Here is a 272-nt window from a genome sequence, read left to right on the forward strand (position 1 = left end):
CCGCAAATGATAGCGAGCCTTATATATCGATATGTTAATTGTCGCGCTGACATCGGCCGTGGTGGCAGGACTTGGCTGTGCCGCGAGAAAAGCCAATATATCGAGCTCAGTTTGCAGTGCCTGTTGACGTTTTTTCATGTGACCTCCTGATGGTGGGAAATATTCCACACATAGTGACCATGGCCTGTTATTACCGGGCGGATATTCGGTGGCTATTAATTTTATGGCGTAGTTCTTTGCCCAGGCCAATATAAAGATGTTTGGGGGGGGGG

Annotated in this window: 1 protein-coding gene; it reads right to left on the reverse strand. The window is 48.5% G+C overall.

Features of this window, described 5'->3' with window-relative positions; all coding sequences use genetic code 11:
* Positions 1-138: FaeA/PapI family transcriptional regulator (locus ACE1BR_RS23225; protein ID WP_374874451.1), on the reverse strand; the 138-nt coding region annotated here is incomplete at its 3' end.
* Positions 139-272: the final 134 nt, after the last annotated feature.

Source organism: Aeromonas sp. MdU4, from assembly GCF_041929505.1.
GTDB lineage: Bacteria > Pseudomonadota > Gammaproteobacteria > Enterobacterales > Aeromonadaceae > Aeromonas.